The 26,867-nt window shown below is 68.4% G+C and carries 29 protein-coding genes and 1 other RNA gene; 18 read left to right on the top strand and 12 right to left on the bottom strand.

Annotated features, from left to right (window positions below; genetic code table 11):
• Positions 1 to 32 precede the first annotated feature (32 nt).
• From ACO6VK_RS00370 to ACO6VK_RS00330, 9 genes are all read right to left on the bottom strand, one after another.
• On the bottom strand, positions 33 to 1,310 hold the full coding sequence (locus tag ACO6VK_RS00370; protein ID WP_422504926.1) for a citrate synthase: 1,278 nt from the start codon (positions 1,308 to 1,310) through the stop codon (positions 33 to 35).
• Between the two features lie 320 nt (positions 1,311 to 1,630).
• On the bottom strand, positions 1,631 to 1,897 hold the full coding sequence (locus ACO6VK_RS00365) for a type B 50S ribosomal protein L31 (RefSeq protein ID WP_017356718.1): 267 nt from the start codon (positions 1,895 to 1,897) through the stop codon (positions 1,631 to 1,633).
• A 108-nt stretch (positions 1,898 to 2,005) separates the two neighbouring features.
• Entirely contained in the window at positions 2,006 to 2,944 is a 939-nt protein-coding gene (locus ACO6VK_RS00360; protein WP_422504925.1) for a nucleoside hydrolase, read from the bottom strand.
• A 75-nt stretch (positions 2,945 to 3,019) separates the two neighbouring features.
• Positions 3,020 to 5,131: an ATP-dependent DNA helicase RecG gene (gene recG, locus ACO6VK_RS00355; RefSeq protein ID WP_422504924.1), complete on the bottom strand. Its 2,112-nt coding sequence runs from the start codon at positions 5,129 to 5,131 to the stop codon at positions 3,020 to 3,022.
• A 7-nt stretch (positions 5,132 to 5,138) separates the two neighbouring features.
• On the bottom strand, positions 5,139 to 5,525 hold the full coding sequence (locus ACO6VK_RS00350) for a RidA family protein (protein WP_422504923.1): 387 nt from the start codon (positions 5,523 to 5,525) through the stop codon (positions 5,139 to 5,141).
• Positions 5,526 to 5,604: 79 nt separating this feature from the next.
• The gene (locus tag ACO6VK_RS00345; protein WP_411852000.1) at positions 5,605 to 7,764 is read right to left on the bottom strand and encodes a RelA/SpoT family protein; all 2,160 of its coding nucleotides are present in this window, start codon (positions 7,762 to 7,764) and stop codon (positions 5,605 to 5,607) included.
• 129 nt (positions 7,765 to 7,893) lie between these two features.
• Positions 7,894 to 8,193 (bottom strand): DNA-directed RNA polymerase subunit omega, encoded by a 300-nt coding sequence (gene rpoZ, locus ACO6VK_RS00340; protein ID WP_005410877.1) that lies wholly within the window; start codon positions 8,191 to 8,193, stop codon positions 7,894 to 7,896.
• 112 nt (positions 8,194 to 8,305) lie between these two features.
• Positions 8,306 to 8,971 (bottom strand): guanylate kinase, encoded by a 666-nt coding sequence (gmk, locus tag ACO6VK_RS00335; protein ID WP_411852001.1) that lies wholly within the window; start codon positions 8,969 to 8,971, stop codon positions 8,306 to 8,308.
• The gene (locus ACO6VK_RS00330) at positions 8,968 to 9,828 is read right to left on the bottom strand and encodes a YicC/YloC family endoribonuclease (protein WP_411852002.1); all 861 of its coding nucleotides are present in this window, start codon (positions 9,826 to 9,828) and stop codon (positions 8,968 to 8,970) included. The genes gmk and ACO6VK_RS00330 overlap by 4 nt, the downstream gene beginning before the upstream one ends.
• A gap of 121 nt (positions 9,829 to 9,949) precedes the next feature.
• Here ACO6VK_RS00330 and rph point away from each other — a divergent pair, with 121 nt between their 5' ends.
• The 8 genes from rph to pepQ all read left to right on the top strand — a co-directional run bounded on the left by rph (position 9,950) and on the right by pepQ (position 17,841).
• Complete coding sequence (gene rph, locus ACO6VK_RS00325; RefSeq protein ID WP_422504922.1) at positions 9,950 to 10,678, top strand: ribonuclease PH; 729 nt, start codon at positions 9,950 to 9,952, stop codon at positions 10,676 to 10,678.
• On the top strand, positions 10,675 to 11,061 hold the full coding sequence (locus ACO6VK_RS00320; protein ID WP_422504921.1) for a VOC family protein: 387 nt from the start codon (positions 10,675 to 10,677) through the stop codon (positions 11,059 to 11,061). The genes rph and ACO6VK_RS00320 overlap by 4 nt, the downstream gene beginning before the upstream one ends.
• A complete protein-coding gene (gene rdgB, locus ACO6VK_RS00315; RefSeq protein ID WP_422504920.1) occupies positions 11,058 to 11,651 on the top strand; it encodes an RdgB/HAM1 family non-canonical purine NTP pyrophosphatase in 594 nt (197 codons plus the stop codon). The genes ACO6VK_RS00320 and rdgB overlap by 4 nt, the downstream gene beginning before the upstream one ends.
• A complete protein-coding gene (locus tag ACO6VK_RS00310) occupies positions 11,648 to 12,220 on the top strand; it encodes a hypothetical protein (RefSeq protein ID WP_422504919.1) in 573 nt (190 codons plus the stop codon). Before rdgB ends, ACO6VK_RS00310 begins: the two co-directional genes overlap by 4 nt.
• Positions 12,217 to 13,437, top strand: coding sequence for a radical SAM family heme chaperone HemW (gene hemW, locus ACO6VK_RS00305; protein WP_422504918.1), 1,221 nt, complete (start codon positions 12,217 to 12,219; stop codon positions 13,435 to 13,437). Before ACO6VK_RS00310 ends, hemW begins: the two co-directional genes overlap by 4 nt.
• A gap of 171 nt (positions 13,438 to 13,608) precedes the next feature.
• Positions 13,609 to 16,083, top strand: coding sequence for a DUF1631 domain-containing protein (locus ACO6VK_RS00300; protein WP_422504917.1), 2,475 nt, complete (start codon positions 13,609 to 13,611; stop codon positions 16,081 to 16,083).
• Positions 16,080 to 16,430: a PilZ domain-containing protein gene (locus ACO6VK_RS00295; protein ID WP_422504916.1), complete on the top strand. Its 351-nt coding sequence runs from the start codon at positions 16,080 to 16,082 to the stop codon at positions 16,428 to 16,430. Before ACO6VK_RS00300 ends, ACO6VK_RS00295 begins: the two co-directional genes overlap by 4 nt.
• A gap of 82 nt (positions 16,431 to 16,512) precedes the next feature.
• Positions 16,513 to 17,841 carry a Xaa-Pro dipeptidase gene (gene pepQ, locus ACO6VK_RS00290; protein ID WP_422504915.1) on the top strand — a complete coding sequence of 443 codons (1,329 nt, stop codon included), beginning with the start codon at positions 16,513 to 16,515 and terminating at the stop codon, positions 17,839 to 17,841.
• Between the two features lie 372 nt (positions 17,842 to 18,213).
• On the opposite strand, the gene ACO6VK_RS00285 is transcribed toward pepQ, so the two are convergent.
• Positions 18,214 to 19,545 (bottom strand): aminopeptidase P N-terminal domain-containing protein, encoded by a 1,332-nt coding sequence (locus ACO6VK_RS00285; RefSeq protein WP_422504998.1) that lies wholly within the window; start codon positions 19,543 to 19,545, stop codon positions 18,214 to 18,216.
• A gap of 7 nt (positions 19,546 to 19,552) precedes the next feature.
• The gene (locus ACO6VK_RS00280; RefSeq protein ID WP_422504914.1) at positions 19,553 to 20,101 is read right to left on the bottom strand and encodes a UPF0149 family protein; all 549 of its coding nucleotides are present in this window, start codon (positions 20,099 to 20,101) and stop codon (positions 19,553 to 19,555) included.
• A 199-nt stretch (positions 20,102 to 20,300) separates the two neighbouring features.
• Here ACO6VK_RS00280 and ACO6VK_RS00275 point away from each other — a divergent pair, with 199 nt between their 5' ends.
• The 8 genes from ACO6VK_RS00275 to ACO6VK_RS00240 all read left to right on the top strand — a co-directional run bounded on the left by ACO6VK_RS00275 (position 20,301) and on the right by ACO6VK_RS00240 (position 24,404).
• Complete coding sequence (locus ACO6VK_RS00275; protein ID WP_422504913.1) at positions 20,301 to 20,522, top strand: TIGR02449 family protein; 222 nt, start codon at positions 20,301 to 20,303, stop codon at positions 20,520 to 20,522.
• Positions 20,519 to 20,815, top strand: coding sequence for a cell division protein ZapA (locus tag ACO6VK_RS00270; protein ID WP_017355838.1), 297 nt, complete (start codon positions 20,519 to 20,521; stop codon positions 20,813 to 20,815). Before ACO6VK_RS00275 ends, ACO6VK_RS00270 begins: the two co-directional genes overlap by 4 nt.
• A 123-nt stretch (positions 20,816 to 20,938) precedes the next feature.
• Positions 20,939 to 21,123: non-coding RNA, 6S RNA (gene ssrS, locus ACO6VK_RS00265), on the top strand.
• Between the two features lie 82 nt (positions 21,124 to 21,205).
• A complete protein-coding gene (locus ACO6VK_RS00260; protein WP_422504912.1) occupies positions 21,206 to 21,808 on the top strand; it encodes a 5-formyltetrahydrofolate cyclo-ligase in 603 nt (200 codons plus the stop codon).
• A 7-nt stretch (positions 21,809 to 21,815) separates the two neighbouring features.
• A complete protein-coding gene (locus ACO6VK_RS00255) occupies positions 21,816 to 22,292 on the top strand; it encodes an EVE domain-containing protein (RefSeq protein ID WP_411852013.1) in 477 nt (158 codons plus the stop codon).
• Between the two features lie 38 nt (positions 22,293 to 22,330).
• A complete protein-coding gene (rpiA, locus tag ACO6VK_RS00250; protein ID WP_422504911.1) occupies positions 22,331 to 22,978 on the top strand; it encodes a ribose-5-phosphate isomerase RpiA in 648 nt (215 codons plus the stop codon).
• A gap of 46 nt (positions 22,979 to 23,024) precedes the next feature.
• On the top strand, positions 23,025 to 23,477 hold the full coding sequence (locus ACO6VK_RS00245) for a DUF192 domain-containing protein (protein ID WP_422504910.1): 453 nt from the start codon (positions 23,025 to 23,027) through the stop codon (positions 23,475 to 23,477).
• 81 nt (positions 23,478 to 23,558) lie between these two features.
• The gene (locus ACO6VK_RS00240) at positions 23,559 to 24,404 is read left to right on the top strand and encodes a SirB1 family protein (RefSeq protein WP_422504909.1); all 846 of its coding nucleotides are present in this window, start codon (positions 23,559 to 23,561) and stop codon (positions 24,402 to 24,404) included.
• Between the two features lie 33 nt (positions 24,405 to 24,437).
• Here ACO6VK_RS00240 and ACO6VK_RS00235 read toward each other — a convergent pair whose 3' ends face one another.
• Positions 24,438 to 24,629 (bottom strand): rubredoxin, encoded by a 192-nt coding sequence (locus ACO6VK_RS00235; RefSeq protein WP_037553342.1) that lies wholly within the window; start codon positions 24,627 to 24,629, stop codon positions 24,438 to 24,440.
• Positions 24,630 to 24,701: 72 nt separating this feature from the next.
• Here ACO6VK_RS00235 and thiE point away from each other — a divergent pair, with 72 nt between their 5' ends.
• Together thiE and hemL are read left to right on the top strand one after the other, a co-directional pair.
• Positions 24,702 to 25,355 (top strand): thiamine phosphate synthase, encoded by a 654-nt coding sequence (thiE, locus tag ACO6VK_RS00230; protein WP_422504908.1) that lies wholly within the window; start codon positions 24,702 to 24,704, stop codon positions 25,353 to 25,355.
• Positions 25,352 to 26,641 carry a glutamate-1-semialdehyde 2,1-aminomutase gene (hemL, locus tag ACO6VK_RS00225; protein WP_422504907.1) on the top strand — a complete coding sequence of 430 codons (1,290 nt, stop codon included), beginning with the start codon at positions 25,352 to 25,354 and terminating at the stop codon, positions 26,639 to 26,641. Before thiE ends, hemL begins: the two co-directional genes overlap by 4 nt.
• The last annotated feature ends 226 nt before the right edge of the window (positions 26,642 to 26,867 follow it).

Below are 26,867 nucleotides of genomic sequence, written 5' to 3'. Positions count from 1 at the left end.
GAGGCGTTTTCTGCGTTGCAACGTCGGGGCGATCAGCCCTGGTAGTCGCGCACGTCGTGGCCGGTGTAGACCTGGCGCGGGCGGCCGATCTTCATTTCCGGATCGACCTGCTGTTCCAGCCAGTGCGCAACCCAGCCGGAGGTACGGCCGAGGGCGAACATGACGGTGAACATTTCGGTCGGGATCTGCAGCGCCTTGTAGATGATGCCGCTGTAGAAGTCGACGTTCGGGTACAGCTTGCGGGCGACGAAGTAATCGTCCTGCAGTGCGGCCTGCTCCAGCTTGACGGCCACGTCGAGCAGGGGATCCTGCACGCCGAGCTGCTTGAGCACCTTGCCGGTCATCTCACCGATGACCTTGGCGCGCGGGTCGAAGTTCTTGTACACGCGGTGGCCGAAGCCCATCAGGCGGAAGCCGGAGGTCTTGTCCTTGGCCTTGAGCACGGCGCTTTCGACGTTGTCGGCCGAGCCGATCTCTTCCAGCATCTTCAGCACGGCTTCGTTGGCACCGCCGTGGGCCGGACCCCACAGCGCGGTGACGCCGGCGGCGACCGAGGCATACGGGTTGGCACCGGTCGAACCGACCAGGCGCACGGTCGAGGTCGAGGCGTTCTGCTCGTGGTCGGCGTGCAGGATGAACAGCAGGTCCAGCGCCTTGACCACGTCCGGGTTCAGGTCGTACTGGCCGTCGGCGGACTCGAAGGTCTGCTTCAGGAAGCGGCTGACGTAGTCCAGCGAGGTGTCCGGCGTGTTGGCCGGCAGGCCCTTGCCGTGGCGGTAGATCAGCGCCGACAGGGTCGGCACCTTGGCGATCAGGCGCACGGCGGCCTGGCGGCGCTGTTCGGCGTCGGACAGGTCCAGCGAGGCGTGGTAGATGCCCGACAGCTGCGCGATCGCGGCGGCCAGGATGGCCATCGGATGGGCATCCTTGGCGAAGCTGGCGATCAGCGTGTTGATCGATGCATCGACGTTGGCCTCGGCGGCCAGCTCATCGGTGAAGGCCTTCAGCTGCTCGGCGCTCGGACGCTCGCCGTTGATCAGCAGGTAGGCCACTTCGACGTAGCTGGACTTTTCCGAGAGCTGCTCGATGGGGTAGCCGCGGTACAGCAGCACGCCCTTGTCGCCGTCGATGTAGGTGATGGCGGACTTGCAGCTGGCGGTGGCGGTGAAGCCGGAGTCGTAGGTGAAGAGACCCGTTTCCTTGGTCAGCTTCGAGATATCGACGCAATCGTTGCCAAGCGTGGGTTTGATGACCGGCAGAACAACCGACGTGTCGCCGGCGTTGAGCGTGACCTGATCAAGATCGGACACTGTGTGCGCTCCTCAGGGGAAGGCGCCCACCCAAGCGCATGGGGCAGGCACGTGAAGGAAGTCCACAGCCTGTGCTGTGGATCACGTCATTATCGCACAGCAACATTTGCCACGCCCTAGGACGGAAGTCGTAGACGCAGGGCGTGCACGCCCCGCTCCAGCAGGCATTCGCGGCTGCCGGGGCGACCGGGATGGACACTGCGTTCCTGCCGCAGCGACAATTTATGAACTGCCGTTCATTCGCCAGCAGGGTTCAAACAGGCAAAAAAAAACAACGGCCGCCTGGGCGACCGTTGTTTTCGTGCAGCAGCGTCGACCGCTTATTCGGCAGCAGCAGCCGGAGCCGGCTTGCCGAAACGCTTCTGGAACTTGTCGATACGGCCGCTGGTGTCGATCACCTTGTGCTTGCCCGTGTAGAACGGGTGCGAGGCGGACGAGATTTCGATCTTGACGAGCGGGTATTCCTTGCCATCTTCCCACTGCACGGTTTCTTTCGTCGCCATGGTGGAACGGGTCAGGATCTTGAAATCAGAGGTAACGTCCTGAAAAACGACGTCACGGTAGTTCGGATGGATATCGGCCTTCATGGACACACCGTAGAGAATATGAAAAACGTAAGCGCGGCATTATAGTCCCGGCGCCCTTCAAGGGCAAGCCGGGACCACCGCTACATGAACAGGCGCGCCGTGGCGGCCTTACCGGACCCCGAGAGCGGCCCGGACCTGGGCTTCAAAGCGCCCCTGGTCGTAGGCCATCAGCAGCTGGGTGTTGTCCGGCTGCCCCGTCTGGCGGTTCCAGTCGACAATGGTAGCACCTCGGCTGTGGACACCGGCCAGTTCAATGTTCAACGGACGCGATTCGACCCGGATCGCCCCTTCCGGCTGCAGCGCCCAGGCCATCGCCAGGGCATCGGCGGCGAACCAGCGCTCGCCGCGGCTGTCTTCGGACCACAGGCGGGTCTGGCGCGAGATCAGCTCGTAGAAGCGGGCCTTGTCGCTGTCGGCAGCCAGCCACTGCTCGACGTCCTTGTGCAGCAGGCCGTGGGCCACGGTGGCTTCCCAGTCGGCCACTTCGATCTGCGGGAAACCGGTGAACACCACGTGCGCCGCTTCCGGATCGAAGGCGATGTTGAACTCGGCAGCCGGGGTGATGTTGCCGTGGCAGGTCACCGCCCCGCCCATCACCAGGAAGCGCTTCACACGCTGCGGCAAGGTGGGGTCGAGCTTGAGCGCCAGCGCCAGGTTGGTCAGCGGACCAAGTGCCACCAGGAACAGCTCGCCGGCGTACTCGTGCGACAGGCGCAGGATCGCCAGCGCGGCGTGTTCGGCCTCGGCGGTGCGGGCGGCAGGCGGCAGGTTGACGTCGCCGAACCCATCGGCGCCATGCACGTGGGCGGCATCCACCGAGGGGTGCAGCAGCGGATCGGCGGAACCGGCGAACACCGGCACGTCGTCGCGGCCAGCCACTTCGCACAGCTTCAGGGCGTTGCGGACCGTGTGGTCCAGGCCGACATTGCCGGCGGCGATGGTCAGGCCAACGATGGCGTGGCGTTCATCGGCGAAGGCCATCAACAGGGCCAGGGCGTCGTCGACACCCGGATCGGTGTCGATCAGCAGCGGAATCTTCTTGGTCATCTTTGCCGTCTTGATAATCGGCAAGGGACTTTCGCACCCTGTCATGACAAATACAAGGCGGGGGCTGGCGCCCCGTCAGGCCGCCGCGTAGCGCACCGCCGAGCCGATCCAGCGCCGCACCACGGTGTCGGCCACCGCGGGCGCTTCGGCGAGCAGGCGCTCGGCCAGTTCGTGCACGCCGGGCAGCAGGTCGGCGTCGCGCGCCAGGTCGGCCATGCGGAACGCGGCCAGACCGGTCTGCCGGGTGCCGAGCAGTTCGCCGGGACCGCGCAGTTCCAGGTCCTTCTCGGCGATCAGGAACCCGTCGTTGGTCTGGCGCATGGTCTCCAGCCGCGCGCGCGCCATGTTCGACAACGGCGCCTGGTACAGCAGCACACAACGCGACACCGCCGAGCCGCGCCCGACCCGCCCGCGCAGCTGGTGCAGCTGCGCCAGCCCGAGGCGCTCGGCGTTTTCGATGATCATCAACGACGCATTGGGAACGTCCACGCCGACCTCGATGACCGTGGTGGCCACCAGCAGGTCGATTTCCCCGGCCTTGAACGCGACCATCGTGGCAAGTTTTTCGCTGGCCTTCAGCCGCCCGTGCACCAGTCCCACGCGCACACCCGGCAGCAGCGCCTGCAGCGATTCGAAGGTGGCCTGTGCCGGCGTTGCATCGAGCTCCTCGCTTTCTTCGATCAGCGTGCACACCCAGTACACCTGCTGCCCTTCGGCACAGGCCACCGCGATGCGCTGGATCAGCTCCGGGCGCCGGTCGTTGTTGAGCGCGACGGTCTGCACCGGCGTTCTCCCCGGCGGCAGCTCGTCGATCGCCGAGACATCCAGATCCGCATACTCGGACATGGCCAACGTGCGCGGAATCGGCGTGGCGGTCATCACCAGCTGGTGCGGCACGCTGCGCCCGTCGGCGCCCTTGTCGCGCAGCGCCAGCCGCTGGTGCACGCCGAAGCGGTGCTGCTCGTCGACGATGGCCAGCGCCAGGTCCTTGAACACCACGCTGTCCTGCATCAGCGCATGGGTACCGACCACGACCTGCGCCTCGCCCGAGGCAACCTCGGCCAGCACCTTGGCGCGCGCCTTGCCGGTGACCTTGCCGGCCAGCCAGGCGGTGCGCACGCCCAGCGGTTCGAGCCAGCCGCGCAGGTTGTTCAGATGCTGCTCGGCGAGCAGTTCGGTCGGCGCGGCCAGCGCCACCTGCTTGCCCCGCTCCACCGCCAGCATCGCCGCCATCGCCGCGACCACGGTCTTGCCCGAACCGACATCGCCCTGCACCAGCCGCAGCATCGGGTGTGCCTTGGCCAGGTCCTTGCGGATCTGTTCGTACACGCGCTGCTGCGCACCGGTCAGCCGGAACGGCAGGCTCTCGCGCAGCCGTTCGACCAGCGCGCCCTGCCCGCGCAGCGACGGCGCGTGGTGCGCCTGCAGCGCCATGCGCTGGCGGCGCAGGCTGAGGTGGTGCGCCAGCAGTTCCTCGATGGCCAGTCGCCGTTGCGCCGGGTGCCGGCCGGCGGCCAACGCAGCCAGGTCCGCATCCGGCGGGGGCCGGTGCACGGTCAGCAGCGCGGCGCGCAGCGACGGCAGACCCAGCCCGGACAGCCAGTCGGGCGGGAGCAGTTCCAGCGCGGCCTCGTCGGGCAGGCGATCCAGTGCGAGCCCGATGAACCGGCGCATCGTGGCCGGCCCGACGCCCTCGACGGCCGGATAGACCGGGTCGAGGCTGTCGCCGAGTTCGTCTTCGTCGTGACTGCCCAGCACGCGGTAACTGGGATGCACGATCTCCAGGCCGAGCTGGCCCGGTTTGGCGGTGCCATAGCAGCGCACCCGCGCGCCCACCGCGAACTGCGCCACCTGCTGGGCGCGAAAGTGGAAAAAGCGCAGCAGCAGCGTGCCGTACGAGTCGTCCTCGATGGCTACCTTCAGCATCGGGCGACCGCGGAAGCCACGCTCCACCGCGCTGACCCGCCCCTCCACCTGCGCGGCCATGCCGGGCTGGAGCTGGGCGATGGTGGTCAGCCGGGTGCGGTCTTCATAGCGCAGCGGCAGATGCAGCCACAGGTCCTGCAGCGAGGACAGGCCGCGCGCCGCCAGCTTGGCGGCCACGGCCGGGCCGACACCGGCCAGCATCGCCAGGGAGGCGTCGCCGGAAGGCGTCAGGGCCGGGGTGACCGCCGACTTGCGTGCCACGTGAGGGTCAGTCGATGACCATCACCGCGTCGACCTCGAAGTTGGCGCCCTTCGGCAGGCCGGAAACTTCGATGGTGGAACGGGCCGGGTACGGGGCCTGGAAGTAGTCCTGCATCACCGCATTGACCTTGGCGAACTCGGCCAGGTCGGTCAGGTACAGACCCAGGCGGACCACCTTGTCCAGCGAGCCGCCGGCTTCTTCGGCCACGGCCTTGAGGTTGTCGAAGGCGCGGCGCGCCTGTGCCTCGATATCGCCCGCGCCGACGATGTCGCCGGTGGCCGGGTCCAGCGGAATCTGGCCGGAGAAATACACGGTGTTGCCGGCGCGCACGGCCTGCGAGTACGGGCCGATGGCGGCCGGTGCCTTGTCGCTGGTGATGATCTGACGGGACATGGAAGCTCCGGGTAACGAGAGTGAAGCGGCCATTGTACCGCCGCGTTTCCGCGGCGGGCGCCCTGCCCCGCGCTGCCGTTTATTGACGGCGTACCGACTGCACCACCGACAGACGGCGCAGCCGGCGCATGACCTCGGCCAGGTGGTTGCGGTCGCGGACCTGCACGTTGAAGCACAGCACGGCCGCGTTGAAGTCGCGGTCCAGGTAGTCCACCCGCTCGATGTTGGAGTGGCTCTGGGCGATCGCGGCGGCCAGCTGCGCCAGCACACCGGTACCGTTCTCGACCTCGACCACCAGCGAGGTGTCGTAGTCGCCGGACACGGTGGTGTCCCAGCCGATCGGCACCCAGCGTTCAGGCGACTTGCGCAGCTCGGCCAGGTTCGGACAGTCCATGCGGTGCACCACGATGCCCTTGCCGGCGGTGTGGTAGCCCATGATGTCGTCGCCCGGGATCGGCTGGCAGCAGTTGGCGAAGGTGACCACGCCACGCTCGCTGCCGTTGATCAGGATCTTCTCCTGCGAATGCTTGGAATGCGCACCGCCGCGCAGCTCGGCATAGGCCATCAGTGCCTGCGCAGCCTGGTTGGGCATCCAGTTGCCCAGCGCCACTTCGGCCAGCAAGGCCTCCAGGCGCGGGTAGCGGTGCTCGGCCAGGAACGCGTCCAGGCGGCCCTTGGGCAGCCGCTCCAGCGAACTGTCCATTGCCTCCAGCGCGCGGTCCAGCATGCGGTGGCCCAGCTGCACGGCGTCTTCGTGTTCAAGCTGTTTGAGCTGGTGACGGATCGCGGTACGCGCCTTGGAGCTGACCACGAACTCCAGCCACTGCGGCTTGGGTGTGGCCGAGCGTGCGGTGATCACTTCCACGGTCTGGCCGCTGACCAGCTTGGTACGCAGCGGCACCAGCTTCTTGTCCACGCGCGAGGCCACGGCCATGTTGCCCACGTCGGTGTGCACCGCGTAGGCGAAATCAAGGGCGGTGGAGTTGCGCGGCAAGGCGAGGATCTTGCCCTTCGGGGTGAACAGGTAGACCTCGTCCGGGAACAGGTCGACCTTGACGTTGTCCAGGAACTCCAGCGAGGAGCCCGCGGCGCGCTGCGAATCGATCAGCTCGACGATCCACGCATGCGCACGGCTCTGCGCGCTGTTGGGCGAGTCGCCGCCGAACTTGTAGGTCCAGTGCGCGGCCACGCCGCGTTCGGCGATCAGGTCCATCTCCTCGGTGCGGATCTGCACTTCGATCGGCGAACCGTAGGGCCCGAACAGCACCGTGTGCAGTGACTGGTAGCCGTTGGCCTTGGGGATCGCGATGAAGTCGCGGAAGCGCCCGTCCAGCGGCTTGAAGGTGGCATGTACCGCACCCAACGCGTGATAGCACTGCGGCACGCCGCGCACCACCAGGCGGAAGCCGAACACGTCCATCACCTGGTCGAAGGATTTGTTCTCGTCGCGCATCTTGTTGTAGATGCTCCACGGGGTCTTGATGCGGCTGACCAGGCGGTGTTCCAGCCCTTCCTTGGCCAGGCGCTGGCTCAGCTGCACTTCCACCTGCGCCATCGCCTCGCGGCGGACCACCGGCTGGCTGCGGATGTGTTTTTCCAGGATGGCGTGACGCCACGGATACAGCGCCTTGAACCCCAGGTTCTGCAGCTCGCTCTTGACCAGGCTCATGCCCAGGCGCTGTGCGATCGGGGCGTAGATCTCCAGCGTCTCGCGCGCGATCCGGCCACGCGCTTCGCGGCTCTGCGCGCCCAGGGTGCGCATGTTGTGCAGGCGGTCGGCCAGCTTGATCATGATCACACGCAGGTCGCGCGACATCGCCAGCAGCATCTTGCGGAAGCTCTCGGCGGCCGCTTCCTGGCGGTCGCGGAACTTCAGCTTGTCCAGCTTGGTGACGCCATCGACCAGCTCGGCCACGGCCTCGCCGAACTCGGCGGCCAGTTCCTCGCGGGTCAGCGGGGTGTCTTCAATGGTGTCGTGCAGGATCGCGGCGATCAGCGCTTCCACGTCCAGGCCCAGCTCGGCCAGCACCTGGGCCACCGCCACCGGATGGGTGATGTAGGGCTCACCGGACTTGCGGGTCTGGCCGGCATGCGCGGAGGCCCCCACTTCCCAGGCACGGCGCAGCAACGGCAACTGCTCCGGCGGCAGATAGTGCGCCGCACGTTCGAGCTGGAGGACATAGTCGGGTACGGCCGCGCCGGGGGGCGAGGCGACCTTGGCAGTGGGGCCTGGATTCATGGCTTGAAGACTATTCCAGCCACGTGATAACGGCAAATTATTGCGTCATGACCGCGCCCCGGCCCTGAAATGCAGACAGCCCGCCAAGGGCGGGCTGTCTGTGTCAACAACGATGCATCGCGTGGGCGATCAGTCGTCGTTCTTGGACATGTCTTCGTCGGCAACGACTTCGGCAGCGGCCCATTCCAGTGCTTCACGCTCGGCACGCTCGCGCTCGGCCTTCTCGACTTCGTCGATCAGGGCGTTGTCGATCTTGCGGGCGGCAATCTCGCGCAGCGCCAGCACGGTCGGCTTGTCTTCGGTTTCGCTGTTGTCCAGGGTGGCCTGGACGCCATTGGCCAGCTGACGGGCGCGCTTGGACGCCATCATGACCAGTTCGAAACGGTTGTTCACGACTTCCAGACAATCTTCTACGGTGATGCGGGCCATGCGGGCTCCCGGCAGCCGGTGAGGGCTGCTCAATCGAATGAGGGAAAGGGGACGGATTGTACCGGCGGGGGCTGGACAAAATCAAGCCAACCCGCTACCCGCCCCTTGTGAATCAGTCAGTTGTGGCCGGATCCTGGGTCAGCAGCGCCTGGATCAGGCCCGCGTGGCGGACCTTCTGGGCCTCCCGGCGCAGCCGGCTGGCGGTGAAGATGGCACACAGCTCGTCCACGGCGGTCTCGAAGACCTCGTTGACGATCACGTAGTCGAAATCGTTGAAATGCAGCATTTCCTCGCGTGCGGCCGCCAGACGCTGCGCGATCACCGCCTCGCTGTCCTGCCCGCGCTTGCGCATGCGGTCCTGCAGGGCCTGCCGGGACGGCGGCAGGATGAACACCGTGACCGTACCGGGCACCAGCTGGCGCACCTGCTGGGCGCCCTGCCAGTCGATCTCCAGCAGCACGTCCTGGCCGGCCGCCAGCTGCGGCTCCACCGACTGCCGGGCGGTGCCCTTCCAGTCGCCGTGCACCCAGGCATGTTCGAAGAAATCGCCGGCGGCGATCATCCGCTCGAACTCCGCAGCGCTGACGAAGTGGTAGTGCTCGCCGTTGATCTCGCCGGGCCGGGTCGCACGCGAGGTGAACGAGATCGACAGGGCGATCTGCGGGTCGCGCGCCAGGGTGGCATTGACGATGCTGCTCTTGCCGGCCCCGGAGGGCGCGGCCACGATGTACAGGGTGCCGCGTGCGGGCTCGGCGGTCGGCATGGGCTGGCTGCTCATTCGATGTTCTGCACCTGTTCGCGGATCTGGTCGATCAGCACCTTCAGTTCGACAGCGGCGTTGGAGGTGCGGCTGTCCACCGACTTGGAGCCCAGCGTGTTGGCTTCGCGGTTGAACTCCTGCAGCAGGAAGTCCAGACGGCGGCCGACCGGCTCGCGCTGCTTGAGCACGCGGCGGATCTCCACGATATGGCTGCCCAGGCGGTCCAGCTCCTCGTCCACGTCCAGCTTCTGCAGCCACAGCACCAGCTCCTGCTCGGCGCGACCGGGATCGACCGGATGCGGCAGATCGGCCAGGCGGGCCGACAGCTTGGCGCGCTGGCCCTCGCGGATCAGCGGAATCAGCGTGGTGACCTCGGCAGCGATGCGCTCCACCCCGTCCACACGTTCCTGGATGGCCGTGGCCAGCTTGTCGCCTTCACGCTCGCGTGCCGCCACGAAGCCATCCAGCGCGGTATCCAGCAGTGCCAGCGCCTCGGCCTGCAGGGCCGCGGCATCGACCGCCTCGCCCTGCATCACGCCGGGCACCTGCAGCAGTTCGGTGAAGCTCACCTGCAGGCTGGGGAACCCGGGCGCCAGGCGCCGGGACAGCTCGCCCAGCTGGGCCAGCAGTGCATCGTTGACCACCAGCGCACCGGTGACCTCCGGGGCGCGCAGGCGCACCACCAGGTCGATCTTGCCGCGGCTGCAACGGGAAGCGACGCGCTCGCGCAGCTGCGGTTCCAACGCACGCAGTTCTTCGGGCAGGCGTACGCCCACCTCCAGGAACCGGTGGTTGACCGAGCGCAGCTCACAGGCCAGCGTGCCCCAGCGGGTGGCGCGCTCGCCGCCGGCATAGGCGGTCATGCTTCGAATCATGCGGGTTTCCGGTGCTCTCAAAGTGCAAATGGTACCCTAGCGGTCTTCTCACGGCCTCCTCGCCCGCCGGTCTCCGGCCCGGGCGCGGCTCCGCATCCCCCGTCCTACCCGGAAGCCAAGCATGTCCGATCCCCGTCCCAGTGGCCGCCAGGCCGACCAGCTGCGCGAAGTGCGCATCGAGCGCGCCTTCACCCGCCATGCCGAAGGCTCGGTGCTGGTCAGCTTCGGTGAGACCCGCGTGCTGTGCACCGCCAGCGTGGAAAACCGCGTGCCGGGGTTCCTGCGCGGCAAGGGCGAGGGCTGGGTAACGGCCGAGTACGGCATGCTGCCGCGTTCGACCCATACCCGTAACGACCGCGAAGCCGCCCGCGGCAAGCAGGGCGGCCGCACGCTGGAAATCCAGCGCCTGATCGGCCGGACCCTGCGCGCCTGCATCGACCGCGGCGCACTCGGCGAACGCACCATCACCCTGGACTGCGACGTGCTGCAGGCCGACGGTGGCACCCGTACCGCCGCCATCACCGGCGCCTACGTGGCCCTGGTGGACGCGGTGAACTTCCTGCTCAAGCGCGGCGACATCAAACGCAACCCGATCTTCGGCGCGGTCGCGGCGGTCTCCGTCGGCGTGTACCGCGGCACCCCGGTGCTGGACCTGGACTATGCCGAGGACAGCGACTGCGATACCGACATGAACGTGGTGATGAACGACGGTGGCGGCTTCATCGAACTGCAGGGCACCGCCGAAGGCCACGCCTTCCGCCGCGATGAACTGGACGCGCTGCTGGCACTGGCCGAGAAGGGCATCCAGGATCTGTTTGCGGCACAGCAGGCCGCTCTGGCGTCGGTATGAAGCGGCGCATCGCCCTGACCACGCTGGTGGTGGCCGATTACGATGAGGCCATCGCCTGGTACACCGGCAAGCTCGGCTTCACCCTGATCGAGGACATCGACCAGGGCGACAAGCGCTGGGTGGTGGTGGGCCCGACCGACGGCAGCGCCGCCGCCCTGCTGCTGGCCCGCGCCAGCAACGACGAGCAGCGCGCGCGCATCGGCAACCAGACCGGGGGCCGCGTCGGCTTCTTCCTGAACACCGATGACTTCCACCGCGACCATGCCGCCATGACCGCCCAGGGCGTGGTGTTCCTGGAAACCCCGCGCGAGGAGGTCTATGCCACCGTCGCGGTGTTCGCCGACCTGTACGGCAACACCTGGGACCTGCTGGAGCCGAAATGAAGACACTGGTACTGGCCAGCGGCAACGCCGGCAAGCTGAAGGAACTGCAGGCCATGCTCGGCGACCTGCCGCTGCAGATCGTGGCGCAGGGCGAACTGGGCGTCGGCGACGTGCCCGAAACCGGCCTGACCTTCGTCGAGAACGCGCTGATCAAGGCCCGCCACGCCTGCGCCAGCACCGGCCTGCCGGCCCTGGCCGACGACTCGGGCCTGATCGTGGACGCGCTCGATGGCGCTCCCGGCCTGTACAGCGCGCGCTATGCGGGCAGCCCGACCAACGATGCCGCCAACAACGCCAAGCTGCTCGAGGCGATGCGCGATGTGCCGGCCGAACGCCGCACGGCGCGCTTCTACGCGGTGATCGTGCTGCTGCGCCATGCCAACGACCCGCAACCGTTGATCTGCGAAGGCAGCTGGGAAGGCACCATCATCGATGCGCCACGCGGCAGCAACGGCTTTGGGTACAACCCGGTGTTCCTGGACCCGGTACGTGGCCTGACCGCGGCGGAAATGGAGCCGGCGCAGAAGAACGCCATCAGCCACCGCGCCATCGCCCTGGCCAGGCTGCGCGGGTTCCTCGCCAGCACATGAGCGACGGGGCGCGCCGCGTGTTCCACTCCAGCGGGCGCAGCTACCAGGCCCTGCTCGCCACGTTGATGCTGGGCGTTCTGGTGGTCATGGGCGGCGCGTCGCTGCTCGGCTCGGACAGCACCGATCCGGCGCAGGAATCCCCGTGGGGCTTCCTGTTCGGCCTGATCGCCAGCATGTGGGTCCTGCTCGCCGTGATGATCGGCGTACTCAGCCGACAACGTGTCGTGATCGAGGCCGATGGGCATATCGAGGTCAAGAGCGCACTGAACGGCTTCCGCGCGCGGCGCTTCCATGCCCGCGAGGTGAACGCGTTGCACTATGGCAACTGGCAACGCAGCCCCCAGTCGGTGGTGAGTGAGCTGGGCGTTGCCCTGCATCCCGGTTCCCACCGGCGTTGGCATCACGTGCGGGTGATGAACACCCATGTGGCCGATGGCGGCGCGCTGGCGCTGTTCCGCGCCATCGCTGCCGCTGTGCACAGCGCCCAACCCGGCCTGGCCATCCCCCGCGAACTGGCACCGGGCACCGCTGCCCTCCCCCCGAATCCTGCCGCGCCGCAACGTCCATGACCACCTCCTGCAACCACCTGCCCGGCGAAGCCTGCACCGGCGACCACGATCATGATCATGCGCCGCGGCTGGTCCCGCCGCCGTTGGCGCTGTACGTGCACCTGCCCTGGTGCGTACGCAAATGTCCGTACTGCGATTTCAACTCGCATGCGGCCAAGGGCGAACTGCCGTTCGAGGCCTACATCGACGCGCTGATCCGCGACCTGGACCAGGACCTGCCGCTGGTCTGGGGCCGGGTGGTCAGCAGCGTGTTCTTCGGTGGCGGTACGCCCAGCCTGTTTCCGCCGGACGCGATCGACCGCTTCCTGCAGGCCGCGTCGGCGCGGCTGCGCTTCGCACCGAACCTGGAAGTCACCCTGGAAACCAACCCGGGCACCGCCGAGCACGGCCGTTTCGACCGCTACCGCGCGGCCGGCGTGAACCGCATCAGCTTCGGCATCCAGACCTTCAACGACGAGGCGCTCAAGCGCCTGGGCCGCATCCACGACAGTGGCGAAGCCGAGCGCGCGGTCAAGCTGGCGCAGGACGCCGGCTACGACAACTTCAACATCGACCTGATGTACGCGCTGCCGCAGCAGACCCTGGCGCAGGCCGAACACGACCTGGAACGCGCGTTCGCGCTGCAGCCCACGCACCTGTCGCACTACCAGCTCACCCTGGAGCCGAACACGGTGTTCTTCGCACGGCCGCCGCAGGGCATCCCGGACGAGGACTCGGCCTGGGACATCCAGGAACACTGCCAGCGCCTGCTGGCCGACGCCGGCTACGCGCAGTACGAGGTCAGCGCCTATGCGCGGCCGGGCCGGCAGAGCGCGCACAACCTGAACTACTGGCGCTTCGGCGACTACCTGGGCATCGGCGCCGGCGCGCACGGCAAGATCAGCAGCGGCGCCGGGCAGAACGTGCTGCGCCGCTGGAAGCACAAGCACCCGCAGACGTTCATGGACAGCGCCGGCACCGCCGCGTCGATCGGCGGCGATGACATCATCGATGCCGACCGCCTGCCGTTCGAGTACATGCTCAACCTGTTGCGCCTGCACGAGGGCTTTGGTCTGCGCGATTTCGAATCGCGCACCGGGTTGGCGCGGGCGCAGATCGCCGCACCGCTGCAGACCGCCGTGGCGCGTGGGTGGATGACCGTGGACGGCGACCACATCCAGCCCACCGAGCTGGGCCGGCGCTTCACCAACGACGTGGTCGAACTGTTCCTCCCGTAGCGCCGGGCTCTGCCCGGCTTGTGTCAGGTGTGCGCCGATCCGGACGGAGTGCAGCCGGGTAGAACCCGGCTCTACGACGGCCTGCGTCAGGTGTGTCTTCACGCACCGTGTGGCGGCAATCCGGGGAAACCGTTAGATTCCGGGTACTCAGGGGAGCCGGAACCACAACGGATGTCTGCGTCCGCACCTTCATCGTCCCAGCCCGACAGCGCGCGCTTTGCCAGCGTCGATGCGCCGCCGCGCGTGCGCCGGCTGCTGGCCGCGCTGCATGCACAGGCGGTGCAGATCCTGAGCAACCCGCTCAAGCTGACCATCGTCGAGCTGGAACGCGAGTTGTTCCGCGATGCCGAGCGCGCGCGCAACAGCCAGATCCAGGCCGACATCTACGCCCAGACGCGGCAGCTGCACGAGGTGAACGCCCTGTTCGCACCGCGCTTCCTGACCGCCCTGTCCGCCGCGCTGGCGCAGCTGCGCCAGCCGCGGCAGGCCCACCGGCCGGTGGCCGCCGCCGCTCCGGTATCGGCCAGCACCCTGACCCTGGTCACCGATACCGACATCGACCGCGACATCGTGCTGGCCGACATCACCCGGCGCGAAGCCCAGCGCTCGGCCAGCGCGCTGCAGCTGCTGGGCCAGCGCTTCGGCGTGCTGGCGGCCGGGCCGGCGTTCGACGTGGAGGATCTGCCCTTCGGCCCGCACGTGCTGTGCCGGATCGCGCGCGACCTGGGAGAACAGTTCGCGCTGGGGCTGGAAACCCAGCTCGCGCTGTTCCGTGTGTTCGACCGCCAGCTGATCGAGCGTCTCGGCGAACTGCTGGAGCGCGCCAACATCCTGCTCGGCCACGAAGGCGTGCTGCCCGGCCTGGTCTACACGCCGTATCTGGCCCGGTCGGCAACCACCCGCCGCATCGTCACGGGTACCGAGCGTGGCCCCCCTGCCCGTGCCGGCGGTACCGGCGTGCGGCCGCTGACCGGCTGGGGCGGCACCGCGCCGGCCGGCGCCTGGGCGGCCATGACCAGTGAAGCAATGGGCGCCCTGCCGCGCTCGCTGCAGGACGCCACGCTCGCGCCCATGACCACTGCCGGGGCGGGGCCAGCCGTACCGGCGGCCGCTGCGGGCGCCGCGGCCGGCCCGGATCTCACCGCACCGGCGATGGCCGCCCTGCACCAGCTGCTTGGCGCCGCGCGCCAGGCCAACGCCGGGGTCGCGGCAGCGGCAGCAGCAGTGGACACCGGCGGCGGCGCGCCGCCGGACGGACCGTCGGTGGCAGGTGCCCCCGGCGCCGCGCCCCAGGCCCCGGCACAACCGGCGCCAGCCAGCCCCGGCGTTCCGATTCCCGACGATGCCCTGCATGCCACCCTGGCGCGACTGCAGGGCCAGACCGCGCACGCCGCAGGCACCCGCCGCAGCATGGCCGACCTGCACAACGCGCTGCTGGCCCAGGTCCGCGCCGACCACGGGCCGCAGGCGGCGCTGACCATCAAGGACAACGACACCTTCGACCTGCTGGACATGCTCTACGGGCAGATCCAGCGCGAAGTCCGCCATGACGCGGCCGCCGCCGACCTGCTGACCCGTCTGCAGGTGCCGGTGGCGCGCGCAGCGCTGTCCGACCCCGCCTTCTTCGTGCGCGACCAGCACCCGGCCCGCGAACTGCTCAATGCCGTGGCCGAAGCGGGTGCCACCTGGCTGGGCGAGGAGGATGTCGATCCGCAGCTGGTGGCCAAGCTCAGCCACGCCGTCGACCAGGTGGTACAGAACTACCAGGGCGATACGGCGGTGTTCGACGCCGCCAACGATGACATCCAGCAGCATTTCCGCGCACTGGCACACAAGGCCGAACTGGCCGAACGACGGCACGTGGAAGCGGCGCGCGGCAAGGAGCGCCTGGAATCGGCCAAGCAGCAGGCCAGCGCCAGCATCGAGCAGCTGTGCGCGCAGGCCGCGCCGCCGCGCTTCGTGCAGTCCCTGCTCAAGCAGGCCTGGTCGGACACCCTGACCCTGACCCTGCTGCGCCACGGCGAGGAATCGCCGCAGTGGCAGCAACGCCAGGAGGAAACGGCCCGCATCGCCGCCATCACCTGCCAGCCGCCGGGCGCTGCGGACAGCGACACCGTGCTGGGGGAACAGGTCGAAGCCGCGCTGCTGCAGGTGGGGTATCACCAGGACGAGGCCGCTGCGATCGCCCGCCGGCTGTCCACGCCGGGTGGCGAGGACGACAGCACCTCGCGGACCGAACTGACCGCACGCCTGAAGGCGCGTACCCGCCTCGGCGAACAGGCCGACAGCGCGGACCCGCGCAAGGTCGCGCCGCTGGCGCGCAGCACGGCAGAGGAAGACTGCTACCGCCAGCTGCGCACGCTGCCGTTCGGCACGTGGTTCGAATTCACCACCAACCAGCAGGGCGACGTGCGCCGCCAGCGTTTGTCCTGGTACAGCCTGGTCACCGACAACGCATTGTTCGTCACGCCGCGCGGGCAGAAGGCCGGCGAGCACTCGCTCGATGCCCTCGCCCGCCTGATGGCGCACGGCCAGGCGCGCATCGTCACCGAAGACAAGGGCCGGCTCATCGACCGCGCCTGGCAGGCCACCCTGCGCACCCTGCGCTCGCTGGCGGGCGCCGGTACCCCGGAGGCATCGGCATGAACACCCCCGATACGCGACGCGCGCCGCGCCGCCAGGTGGCCGAGCTGGTGCCGGTCACCGACTGCATGGCCGAGACCATCATCGGCCGCCTCGGCAACGTGTCCGAAACCGGCATGCTGATGCTGGCCTCGGTGCCGATGCACGAGGACGCCCTGTACCAGCTGCAGTTCGCCATTCCCGGACCGCTCGGCCAGCCGCGCGTGCTCGATGTGGGCGCGCACCTGCTGTGGAGCGAACAGACCCATGCGCCCGGCCAGGCCTGGGTGGGCTTCCGCTTCCTGACCCTGAGCCGGGAACACCGCGAGCAGCTGCGCGACTGGATCGCACAGGAATCTTCGGCAGTGTGAGTGCCGGTTCCGGCACAGCGCCGCCGGCGCGATTGCGGCAGAATCAGGGGCTGCACTCCGCACTGTCGAATGAGCCCCCGTGATGAACCAGCCAGACCTCGGCGCCCTGTATTCCCACCACATCAGCGTGCTGTGCCGGCGCGCCGATGAAGCGCTGGCGCGCGGCGGTTTCGATCACCTGGTGATTCCCAGCGGCACCCTGCACTACCAGGCGTTCGACGACCGCGACTACCCGTACGCGGTCAACCCGAATTTCAAGGCCTGGCTGCCGCTGACCAAGGTGCCCAACAGCTGGCTGGTGTACACCCCGGGCAAGCGCCCCACGGTGATTTTCCACCAGCCCTTCGACTACTGGCATGTGGTGCCCGACGCGCCCAACGGCTGGTGGGTGGAGCATGTGGACATCGCGATCATCCGCACGCCCGAGGAAGCGCTGGCGCTGCTGCCCAAGGACATCGCACGCTGCGCGATCCTCGGCGAGCCGCAGAGCACGCTGGGCGCGTTCGTGCCGAACAACCCCGAGCCGGTGGTGAACTACCTGGACTGGCACCGCGCCAGCAAGACGCCGTACGAAATCGCATTGATGCGCCAGGCCCAGCGCCTTGGCGTGCGCGGCCACCGTGCCGCCGAGGCCGCCTTCCGCGCCGGTGCCAGCGAGTTCGAGATCCACATGGCGTACTGCCGTGCGGTCGGCCAGGACGCCAATGAACTGCCCTACGGCAACATCATCGGTCTCAACGAGCACGCGGCCGTGCTGCATTACACCGACCTGGGGCGTACCGCGCCGCAGCCGCTGCGCAGCTTCCTGATCGATGCCGGCGCCAGCGCGCATGGGTATGCCAGCGACATCACCCGCACCTACGCCGCCGCCGGGCACGACGAGTTCCAGGCAATGATCGACGCGGTCGACGCCGCGCAGCAGGTCATGTGCGCGGGGGTGCGTGCGGGGGGGGACTACAAGCAGCTGCACATCGATGCGCACCTGTCCCTGATGGGCATCCTCAAGGACTTCGGCGTGCTCAAGGTGTCCGCCGAGGCCGCCCTGGCCACCGGCGTCAGCGCCGCGTTCTTCCCGCACGGTCTGGGCCACCTGATCGGGCTGCAGGTACACGACGTGGCCGGCTTCGCCGCCAGTGACCGCGGCGGCCGCGTCGAGCGCCCGCAGGGCCACCCCTACCTGCGCCTGACCCGCGTGCTGGAGCCGGACATGGTGGTCACCATCGAACCGGGCCTGTACTTCATCGACATGCTGCTGGACGAGGTCAAGCAGGCCGGCAACGCCGACAGCATCGACTGGAGCCGCGTGGACTTCTTCCGCCCGTATGGCGGCATCCGCATTGAAGACGAGGTGCGCTGCACCGACGGCGATGCCGACAACCTCACCCGTCCGGCCTTCGCCGCGGCCGACTGACCAACAACGGGTGGAGCCGACCGTTGGTCGGCTTTCCGGACGACGCGGCCCACCAACCAACAACGGGTAGAGCCGACCGTTGGTCGGCTTTCCGGACGGCGCGCCCGATCAACCAACGACAGGTAGAGCCGACCGTTGGTCGGCTTTCCGGACGACGCGGCCGATCAACCAACGACAGGTAGAGCCGACCGTTGGTCGGCTTTCCGGACGACGCGGCCGACCAACCAACAACCGGTAGAGCCGACCGTTGGTCGGCTTTCCGGACGACGCGGCCGACCAACCAACAACAGGTAGAGCCGACCGTTGGTCGGCTTTCCGGACGGCCCGGGGCTGTCGATTCCGGAACGAAGCGCAGCCGACCAGAGGTCCGCGCTACGGAGCGCGCGCGGCCATCTCCGCTTCGATCTCATCGGCACTGCGCGCCAACCCGGCCGTCAGCACCTGGTGGCCGTCGTCGGTAATCAGCACGTCGTCCTCGGTACGGATGCCGATGCCACGCCAGCGCGCGTCCACGGTGCGGTCGTCGGCCGAGACATACAGGCCCGGCTCGATGGTGAACACCATGCCCGGCTCCAGCATCCGCGAGTCGCCGGCCAGGCGGTAATCGCCGACGTCATGCACATCCAGCCCCAACCAATGGCCGGTCTTGTGCCGGTAGAAGCGCTGGTAATGGCCCTCGGCGATGTTCTCTTCCAGGCTGCCCTTCAGCAGCCCCAGCCGCAGCAGGCCTTCCGTGAGCGTTTCCACCGCCGCCAGATGCCCGGCTTCGTACGCCTGGCCCGGCCGCGCCTGGGCCAGTGCGGCGGCCTGCGCCGCGCCCACCAGATCGTGCAGCGCACGCTGTTCGGGCGTGAAACGGCCGTTGACCGGGAAGGTCCGCGTGATGTCGCTGGCGTACCCGCGGTACTCGGCGCCGGCGTCGATCAGCACCAGATCACCGTCGCGGCTGCGCGCGTTGTTGTCGCGGTAATGCAGGATGCAGGCATTGGCGCCGACACCGACGATGCTGCCGTAGGCGGCCCAGGCATCGTTGGCGCGGAACTCGCGCTCCAGGTCGGCCTGCAGCTCGTATTCGTGAATGCCCGGTTGCGCCACCCGCATCGCCACCCGGTGCGCCTGCACGCTGATGTCGGCAGCGCGCTGCATCAGCGCGATCTCCGCGGCAGACTTGAACAGGCGCTGTTCGTGCAGCAGGTGGCCCAGTTCCAGGAACTCGTGCGGCGGCTGGGCGCCATGACGGACCTGGGAGCGCACGCGGTTGACCCAGCCGATCAGCTTGAGGTCGAATTCCGCATCGCGGCCGAAGTGGTAGTACACCCGCGAACGGCCTTCGAGCAGGCCCGGCAGGATGTCGTCCAGATCGTCGATCGGGTACGCATCGTCCATCCCGTAGCGCGACACCGCGCCCTCCTGGCCGGCGCGTGCGCCATCCCAGGCTTCGCGGTCGGCATCGCGCTCGCGGCAGAACAGGATCACCTCACCGTGGCGGCGCCCGGGGATCAGCACCAGCACCGCATCCGGCTCGGGAAAGCCGGACAGGTACCAGAAGTCCGAGTCCTGGCGGAACGGATAGTGGGTATCCAGGCTGCGCACGCGCTCGGCGGCGGCCGGCAGCACCAGGATCGCGTCGTCGCCGGCCATTTCCATCAACTGGCGGCGGCGACGGGTGTATTCGGCGGCGGAGATGCCGGTCAGCTGCCGGATATCCATCTCAGTTCAGGCGCTGCCGATGGCGCGCGGCCATGACGCAGTCCCCGTGCAGCAGCAGCACCGCCACGCGGATGAACTCCTCGATTTCGGCCAGTGCGTCTTCGTCATCGTCGTTGCCGCTCTCGAAATCCTCGCTCGACGCCTGGGCCAGCTTGGCCAGGTCGTTGAGCGCTTCTTCGCCTTCTTCGGACAGCGTCGGGCGGCGACCGCCCGAGCCCAGCCCGAAGCCGCCCAGGAAGGCGCGCGCCCAGGTGAACAGCGCATCGGCCTGCGCGGCGGTATCGCCGGCATCGGACAGCAGCAGCTCGAAGGCGAAGTCGCGGTCTTCGAGCTGGGCCACGCTGGCCTCCAGCAGGCGCGACAGCGCGTCGCCCTCTGCCGGCACCGGCAGGGCGTCGTCGGCCAGCACCCGCGCCGGCCATTCGCGCACCGGCGCGCCGCCAGCGGACAGCCAGCCGCACAGGCCGCCGTGGAGTTCAGCCGCGTTGGCGCCCAGGCCCAATGCCTGGCTGGCCTGGTTTACGTCGTCGACACTCGGAAGTTCGGTCATCTTGGGGCTCGATCAGAAAAAGGTGCCACCGCAGCCGATCACCACGGTTTGTGAGCGCGACAGTGTAGCAATCCGGCCGTGTTTCCCGGGTCGTCGCCGTGCGCCCGGGCTGCCCGCGACAGACCCCGGCCCGGACCGCCGCCGGCCCCCGTCATTATTCGCTTGACCGCCCCGTACGCCCTTGCCTATCGTGCCGCTCATGGAACCAGCCGACGCCATCGCCCAGTTGCAGGCCTTCGCCGCACGCGTGGAGGCGTTGCTTGAGCGCAACCAGCGCCTGGCCGAGGAGAACCGCAGCCTGCGCCACCAGCAGGAACACCTGGTGGCCGAGCGCTCCCAGCTGCTGGCCAAGAACGAGCAGGCCCGCTCCCGGGTCGAAGCGATGATCACCCGCCTCAAGTCCCTGGAGCAGCACACATGAGCCAGACCGAACCGGTCAGTGTCCGCATCCTGGACCGCGAGTACACCGTGGGCGTGGGTGCCGAGGAACGCGAAAGCCTCACGGCGGCGGCCCGGCTGCTGGACGCCAAGATGCGCGAGATCCGCGGCAGCAACCGCATGGCCGCGGTGGACCGGGTGGCGGTGCTGGCCGCGCTCAACCTCGCCCACGAGCTGCAGCAGCTGCGCGACGACCATGCCCGCCAGGCGGTGGCGCTGCAGCAGACCCTGGCCGACCTGAACCGGCGGTTGGACCGCGCGATCGACGGCGCCTGACCGCGCGTGGAACATCGCCACGCATGCGGCGATGAACACGCGCCTGTCATCCATCTGAATTCCCCTGCAATCCAACCGACGAACGGCCTATCCCTCGGCGCGCGCTTGGCTATAATGGCGACGCGTTCTCTGCTGTGAACGACGGCGTGTGCAAACATTCGCCTTGTCCCTTAATTACGACCACGGGTGCGCGACGGCGCCGGGAGTGCAAGTCCGCCTTGTAGCGGGAAGCCCGAAGGAACCCCAGCGTACCCACTTGAACCCCGGGTTCAAGGTCGTTTCGCACGCATCGTCACCGCGGAGAATGCAATATTCCGGCAAGAGCGACGTTCCCCTGGAGCGTCGCTCTTGTTTTATCCGCCGCTCTCCTTCCGTGACCTGGACCCCGGCATGACCGACCCGCGCCTGGCCCTGCGCCAGCAGTTGCGCCACGCCCGTCGAGACCTCCCCGCCGCGCACCGCCTGGCCGCTGCCGACACCCTGGCCGATGCGCTGCTGTCGTTGCCGTTCGCCCCCACCGCAGGCCATGTCGCCGGCTACTGGGCGATGGATGGCGAGATTGCCCTGCACCGCTGGCAGATGCAGTTGCCCGACACCGTGGTCTATTGCCTGCCGGTGCTGCACGCGCAGACGCTGCGCTTCGCGCCGTGGCGCCCCGGGCAGCCGCTGACCGCCAACCGGTTCGGCATTCCCGAGCCGGACATGCCCATCGCACAGACCCTGGCGCCGGAGCAGATGGCGCTGGTGGTGGCACCGCTGGTCGGGTTCGACAGCCAGTGCCGGCGGCTGGGCATGGGAGGCGGCTGGTATGATCGCAGCTTCGCATTCCGACAGACGCGCCCGGCCCCGCCGTGGCTGGTCGGCGTCGGATTCTCGATCCAGCAGGTGGACGCCCTCCCGGTCGCGTCCTGGGATGTCCCGGTCGATGCGATCTGCACCGAACTGTCCACCCTTGTTCCCGCGCCGGTCGACGATCGGCACCTACCGCGATAGAGATGGCATGACCGCACGCAAGCGCTACTGGCTGATGAAGTCCGAACCGGACGCCTTTTCCATCGACGATCTGCAGCGCGTGGGCCGCGAGCCCTGGAACGGCGTGCGCAACTACCAGGCGCGCAATTTCATGCGCGACGGCATGAAGGTCGGCGACGGCGTGCTGTTCTACCACTCCAATACCAAGGTCCCCGGCATCGTCGGGCTGGCCACCGTGGCCAGCGACGCCTACCCGGACGAGACCCAGTTCGATGCCGGGTCGGACTATTACGATCCCAAGGCCACCCGCGAGGAACCGCGCTGGCTGCTGGTGGACGTGGCCTTCGAGCGCAAGCTGCGCGACACGATTTCGCTGGACGAGATCAAGCTGCATGCCGATGCGCTGGGCGAGGGCTTCCCGCTCATCGCGCGCGGCAACCGCCTGTCGATCCTGCCGGTGACCGCAGCGCAGTGGAAAACGCTGCTGTCGCTGGAAAAGCACTGACCCTTTCCTTTCATCCTCGTCCCCAAGAGTTCTCCGCCATGTCCGAAGCCAAGCGCCTGGCCGCCGAAAAAGCCCTGGAATACGTCGAAGACGGCATGATCGTCGGTGTCGGCACCGGGTCCACCGTTGCCTACTTCATCGATGGCCTGGCCCGCATCAAGCACCGCATCAAGGGCACCGTCTCCAGCTCCGAGCAGAGCACCGCGCGCCTGCGCGAACACGGCATCGAGGTGATGGAGCTGAACCACACCGGCACGCTGTCGCTGTACGTGGATGGCGCCGACGAATGCGACGGCAACAAGTGCCTGATCAAGGGCGGTGGCGCTGCCCTGACCCGTGAAAAGATCATTGCCGAGGCCAGCGAGCGCTTCGTCTGCATCGTCGACCCGAGCAAGCAGGTCAAGGTGCTGGGCCGCTTCCCGCTGCCGGTGGAAGTGATTCCGATGGCGCGCAGCCTGGTGGCACGCCGCATCCTGGAAATGACCGGCGGCCAGCCGGCGTGGCGCGAAGGCGTGGTCACCGACAACGGCAACGTCATCCTGGACATCCACCATCTGGAAATCACCGACCCGGTGAAGCTGGAGCGCGAGCTCAACCAGCTGCCCGGCGTGGTCTGCGTGGGCCTGTTCGCGCGGCGCCCGGCCGACGTGGTGATCGTCGGTGGCGAACCGCCGCAGGTGTTCTGACCCCCTTGGCCGGCGCCTGGCGCCGGCCTTACCGTCGAGGTGAACGATGATTCTCAAGCGTCTGCTGCCGCTGCTGTTGCTGCTGGCCCTGACCGGTTGCGCCAGCACCGGCGCCCGCCACTGGGTCGAACTGGGCGGTACGCGCTACCAGGTCGAACTGGCGACCAACGATGAAACCCGCGCGCGCGGGCTGATGTTCCGCGACCAGATGCCCGACGACCACGGCATGCTGTTCATCCACGAACGCGAGGAGCTGCAGGCGTACTGGATGAAGAACACCAAGATCGCGCTGGACATCCTGTACTTCGATGCGCAGCGGCGGCTGGTCAGCCAGTCGCGCGACGTGCCGCCGTGCTCGGCCGGCGACCGTTGCCCGCCCTACCCCAGCAGCGGCCCGGCGCGGTACGTGCTCGAGCTCAATGCCGGCCAGGCCGAAAAGCTGGGCCTGGCCGATGGCACCGAGCTGGTGTTCGGGCCGGGCATCGACGACGCCCGCTGAGTGTGCGACCGCCGGCCTCGGCTGGCGGTCTTTCACACCGCCCCGCTTGAATCGCGACGCATTTGTCGCCAGTCTTGTCCCATGCAGGGGCAGATGACATTACCGGAGTGGGATTCGCTGGCCGACCTGGACGACGAGGCGCTGCCCTTGTTGCCCACCGCGCTGCTGATCGCCCGCGACGAGTACCCCGACCTGGACCCGAAGGTCTACGACGCGCTCATCCAGAGCCATGTCGAGCACCTGCGTACCGAGGTCGGCACGATCGAGATGTGGCCGATGAAGATCGCGGCGGTCAACCGCCACCTGTTCGACGAACTGGGCTACAGCGGCGACCACGGCGAGTACTACGACCCGCGCAACAGCTATCTCAACCAGGTATTCGAGCGTCGCCTGGGCAACCCGATCTCGTTGGCCCTGGTGCAGATGGAAGTCTCGCGCCGGCTGGGCATTCCGCTGGACGGCGTGTCCTTCCCCGGCCATTTCCTGGTGCGCCTGCCGGTCAACGACGGCGTGCTGGTGATGGACCCCTTCAACGGCGGCCGTCCGCTGGACGTGGAAGAACTGCGCGAACGCGCCCGCTCGCACCTGGGCGGCGAGGTCCCCGATGACGACGTGCTGGCGCAGATCCTCGACCCGGCGCCGGCGCGCGCGATCCTGATGCGCATGCTGCGCAATCTGCACGGGGTGTATGCCGAGCGCGGCGAATGGGACCGCGCCGCACGCTGTGCGGACCGCCTGCTGAAACTGGCCCCCGAGCAGGACGACGCCCTGCGCGACCGCGGGCTGGCCTATCTGCAGCTGGACTACCAGGCCGGCGCGCACCGCGACCTGGCCCAGTACCTGCAGCGCAATGGCCAGGCCAGCGACGCCCAATGGGTGCGCGAGAAGCTGGTGGAACTGGGCGGACGCACGCCGCGCCTGCACTGAACGCGGCAACCCGCGATTGACCCGCCAGGCGGATCAGTCGACCTCGACCATCTCGAAATCATCCTTGGTCACGCCGCAGTCCGGGCACGTCCAGGTATCGGGAATGTCTTCCCAGCGGGTGCCCGGCGCGATCCCCTCTTCCGGCAGGCCGTCTTCTTCCCTGTACAGAAAGCCGCAGACAACGCACATCCAGGTGCGGAAAGTGGTGGCGGTGGCATCGGTCATTGGATAATCACGGCGGGACAGGAACGGGCAGCGCCCATTGTCCCACTCCCGTCGTGCTACCGGTAGCCACCGATGACTTCTGCTTCCCGTTCTTCCGCACGCCCCCGTGGCGTGTACCTGATCACTCCCGACGAGGCCGACACGGCCCGCCTGCTGGCGCGCACCGCGCCGCTGCTGGCCGCCGGCGCCACCTGGCTGCAGTACCGCAACAAGACCGCCGACGCCGCCCTGAAGCAGGCGCAGGCCACCGCGCTGCAGGCGCTGTGCGCGCAGCACGGGGTGCCGCTGATCATCAACGACGACCCGGACCTCGCCCTGCGCGTGGGCGCCGCCGGCGTCCACCTGGGCGGCACCGATGGGGACATCGGCGCTGCGCGCGCCCTTCTCGGCGCGGCGGCCATCATCGGCGCGTCCTGCTACGACCAGCTGGCCAACGCCGAGCGTGCGGTCGCTGCCGGCGCCAGCTATGTGGCCTTCGGTGCGTTCTTCCCCACCACCACCAAGGTCACCAGCAGCCGCGCCACGCCCGACCTGCTGCGGCAAAGCGCCGCACTGGGCGTGCCGCGGGTGGCGATTGGCGGGCTGACCCCGGACAATGTCGGTCCCGTCATCGCGGCCGGCGCCGATCTGGTGGCCGTGGTCAGCAGCGTGTTCGCCGCCGACGATCCGGTCGCCACCCAGCGCGCCTTCCTCGCCCAGTTCCCGCCTCACCAGGACACCCCATGAACCACGACCAGTCCCACGCCCTGTTCACCCGCGCACAGGCGCTGCTGCCCGGCGGCGTCAACTCGCCGGTGCGCGCGTTCAAGTCGGTTGGCGGTGAACCGTTCTTCGTGCAGCGCGCCGATGGCCCATACCTGTACGACGTGGACGGCAACCGCTACATCGACTACGTCGGCTCGTGGGGCCCGATGATCGTCGGCCACAACCACCCGGCCGTGCGCCAGGCGGTCAAGCGTGCCATCGACAACGGCCTGTCCTTCGGCGCTCCGTGCGAGGCCGAAGTGGTGATGGCCGAGACGCTCACCCGCCTGGTGCCGTCGTGCGAGATGGTGCGCATGGTCAACTCCGGTACCGAAGCCACGCTGTCGGCGATCCGTCTGGCGCGCGGTGCCACCGGCCGCAGCCGCATCGTCAAATTCGAAGGCTGCTACCACGGCCACGGCGACTCGTTCCTGGTCAAGGCCGGCAGCGGCATGCTGACGCTGGGCGTGCCCACCTCGCCGGGCGTGCCGGCGGGCCTGAGCGAACTGACGCTGACCCTGCCCTACAACGATTTCGAGGCGGCCACCGCGTTGTTCGCCGAACAGGGCGAGCACATCGCCGGCCTGATCATCGAACCGGTGGTGGGCAACGCCAACTGCATTCCGCCGCGCGACGGCTACCTGCAGCACCTGCGTGCGCTGTGCACCCAGTACGGCACGCTGCTGATCTTCGACGAAGTGATGACCGGCTTCCGCGTCGCCCTCGGCGGCGCGCAGGCGCATTACGGCATCACCCCCGACCTGACCACGTTCGGCAAGATCATCGGCGGCGGCATGCCGGTGGGCGCCTACGGCGGGCGTCGCGAGCTGATGTCGCAGATCGCGCCGGCCGGTCCGATCTACCAGGCCGGCACCCTGAGCGGCAATCCGGTGGCGATGGCCGCCGGCCTGGCGATGCTCGAACTGGTGCAGGAACCGGGCTTCCACGACCGCCTGAGCGCCGCGAGCGCCCGCCTGTGCGCCGGCCTGGAAGACGCGGCCGCAGCGGCGGGTGTTGCCGTGACCACCACCCAGGTGGGGGCGATGTTCGGCCTGTTCTTCACCGACCAGAAGGTGGACACCTATGCGCAGGCCGTCGCCTGCGACATCGGCGCGTTCAACCGCTTCTTCCACGCCATGCTCGAGCGTGGCGTGTTCCTGGCACCGTCGGCCTACGAGGCCGGCTTCCTGTCCAGCGCCCACGACGACAGCGTGATCGACGCGACGATCGCCGCCGCGCGCGACGCCTTCAAGGTCGTCAACAGCTGACCGGTGGGTGCCGACCGGTCGGTTTGTGGTGGGTGCCGACCGTTGGTCGGCACGCCAATGCCTACCGACCAGCGGTCGGTAGCTACCGGTCGGTTTGTGGTGGGTGCCGACCGTCGGTCGGCACGCCAATGCCTACCGACCAACGGTCGGTAGCTACCGGCCGGTTTGTGTTTTGGGCTTTCCCCCACCCCACACACCCCCCTCCCCCCCCCAAACTTAACTAGGA

It is taken from the genome of Stenotrophomonas sp. GZD-301 (genome assembly GCF_049310345.1).
GTDB lineage: Bacteria > Pseudomonadota > Gammaproteobacteria > Xanthomonadales > Xanthomonadaceae > Stenotrophomonas.
The sequence above is the reverse complement of the archived record's forward strand: the minus strand, read 5'-3'. Positions and strand labels throughout refer to the sequence as shown.